This is a genomic window from Arsenicibacter sp. R0_47 (assembly GCF_057652235.1).
This window is the reverse complement of record NZ_JBYFCJ010000082.1, coordinates 1-2,939: the sequence shown is the minus strand read 5'-3', so window position 1 is coordinate 2,939 and position 2,939 is coordinate 1. Positions and strand designations below refer to the sequence as shown.

Annotated in this window: 1 protein-coding gene; it reads right to left on the bottom strand. The window is 51.8% G+C overall.

Going from position 1 to position 2,939, the window contains the following annotated elements:
* Positions 1 to 2,939, bottom strand: a 2,939-nt coding sequence (locus AC23NW_RS35985) for a Tn3 family transposase (RefSeq protein WP_487455515.1), incomplete at both ends; no start/stop codon positions are given.

Sequence of the window (2,939 nt, the reverse complement as noted above, 5' to 3'; positions counted from 1 at the left end):
TATGGCCTTAACGGACGCAATCCGTTAGTCATAAATTGATCGGCTTGTTGGAAGGTGTATCGACCTAGCCGATTAATATGGGCGAAGCGAGATGGCGATAGGTGTTCAAAGTCATTTTCGTCAACCTCATGACCATCCGCCTGATGTTTCTTCAGTACTTCCTGGGTGTAAATCGTATTCCAGACGACGACCAGATTGGTCAGCACGTTCAGACAACCGGCGGTCTCCTGTTGGGCCTCTTCCTGTTTACGTCTCAGGTGGCCATCTCCTCCAAACCACAACCAAGCCCGTAAGGCATGGAGTTGCTCGCCTTTGTTGAGTTGTGCATGGATTCGTCGGCGTAACGGTCTGCTCTGTAAGTAGCGCAGGATGAACGTCGTTTTGACCAATTTACCGTACTCCTGGAGCAGAGCCGTTAGGTGATGTTGCCGGGGATAACTCTGTAACTTACTGATCAATAGAGATGATGTTACCCAGCCGCTTTTTAACGTAGCCGCTACTCGCAATAACTCACTCCACTGCGCCCGGACATACTCGGGCCGAAAATAGCTGGTGAATTTCAAGGAAGGATAGTGTATGTCTCGACCTTTGATACGACACAAGCGTTGGTTGGCCAGATCGCGCAGTCGGGGAGAAAATTGGAGACCAAGCAGATCAAATAACGCAAATACGATGTCCGTGTAACCGCCAGTATCGGTTGTATGTTCGACAATCTCTAAATCCGTCTCGTTCCCCAAAATCTCGTCCAAAACATAAGTGGCATCCCGAATCGTGGAGGGAATGGCTTTGCTACCATATTGTGCGTACTGATCAGAGGAGTGCGTCAGTAACGTATATCCCTTGCCGTAACCATAATATCGCGGAATCGCCTGCGCGTTGCGGATCTTGCCACTGACGGGAAAACGCTGACCGTCAGAAGACGATAGCATCCCACTACCCCAGTAGGATGCCAGCCACTGCTTGTGTTGATAATTGACCAGGCGGACGGTCGCCCGTTTGAGGGTTTCTTCTCGTAAGTAGTTGGTCGATACCCACCAAAGAGCCTGGTAATCCAAGCCTGCGCTTTGAGCCATCTCAGCCAGAGGAATATTACAGGCTCCGGCCAGCAGAGCCGCATACAAAAGAGCTATATGATCGGCTCGTCTGGGTTCAGCTTCCAAGCCAATCAGTTCGGAGGAAAATCCGGTCCAGGCATCGACTTCAACCAGCACATCAGTCAGTTCGACAGCGGGTAATCGCCCATCGATCAGCTGCCGCAGGCGTTTAACGGATTCGGGCAGTTCTTCGGCTTTCAGCGGAGTGACGACCAACTCGCCTTCGTCATCGATGCGAATATCCCCCTCCTGGGTCAGGATCTGCTCAATCAGGGGTAAATTAGCCTCTAGGTCAGCCAGTTGCTCATCCAACCGGTAGGCTGTTGCATTCCGGTAACCCAGCAGAGCCAACAGGTCTGCCTGGTGGCTTTGCCAATGCGAGTGCGGCATTAAATAGACATCGGGACTGGCATATCTACGGGAGTAGTCCACATACACATCGCCGGACCTCAACCGATCACGGAGTCGGGACAAGACACTCAACTCATAAGCGGTTCGGTCCACTACCTCACCCGTCGGTTGGACGAAGGACTTCCAGGAAGGCAGCAGGAACCTGGTTGGTAGCTCGTCGGGTGCTTTGCGTCGACGGCCATTCTGCCACTCGCTCACTAGGGTCAGGGCCTGATCGAAATCGTCCCCTGTAAAGGCATGAACAAAGATGAATCGGTCCAGCATAATTGCTGAGAATGACTTAATCGTACGATAGCGAGTAGCCAGGAAATGATGAAATGAGCGTGACCCTTGCCCAGTTATAGAGAGCATTAGGTCGATGGCTTCAACCAGTTCGCTTCGTGCTACTTTGGCGTAGATCTGTTCCCGCAGGGTTTCATCCGTCACATTCAACTCATCGATGATCGGCTCAGCTACCTTACCCAGCGTAATTAAAATGCGATCTTTAGCTTTAACCTGCTTCAGTTGATGCTCTGTCAGTTCCCGATTAGCCTGCCCGACGATGTCTTCCCAATATTCATCGAACAGCCGCAGCACGTAATCTGTCAGCGTAACATAGGCCTCCAGGCAGAAAGCAAGTAGCATCGGATACCGTTTTTCGTCGGCCAGTCGAAATAAGGCTTGATTGGTCTTACTGCGTGCGATGGCAGCCAAGCGTTTTTGGCGGTTAGGATGCAGATCAACCTCTTTCCAGCCTTCGACGCCTAGTGTCGTCACATATTGTCGCTTGTTGAGTGCCAGCCTAATCTGACCTACGGTCGGACTAACGGGCGGTTTGATTAACCAGGTATGGGGAGTCAGCTTAAGGTCGCTATCCACAATCAGTAACTTATCCAGCCGCTCTTTGAGAGTATCCGTTAGCAGTGGGGCTAAACGCCGGTAAGTTTCCTGATGTGCCAGTTCGGCTAAGGAAGCTACCAATCGCTCCAGTTCGATAATAGCCGGGCGCAGAATACAGGCCTCGCGTAGCCACTCACAGGCTATTCTTAGCAACACCCGTTCGTTATCGTGTTCCAGCGCCCGCTCTAACAACCAACGCTCCAGCGGGACAACGTCGATTAGGGGTTGCCAGCGTCGCCGTTTGAGATAAAGTAATACAGTGTGAAGATGTTCTGAACAAGTAGCTTCCCGCTCGCCATAACGCGCTAGCACGGCAGGGTCCAGCCCTAACTGACCAGCCACGTAGGTTGCCAGGGAGGTCGGTACTTGTCTGTACCACTCCTGGGGCAGGTGATTCATTAAGCGGATAATGGTCAACTGAAGAGCAAAGCCTAACCGATTATGGTCGCGTCGCTGCCCGGCTACAAGGGCATGGTCGATGGGCGAGAGAAAACAGTACTGATTTAAATCTTCGGATGATAAGTCAGCCGGAATGATCTGATAACGGCTCCGTTC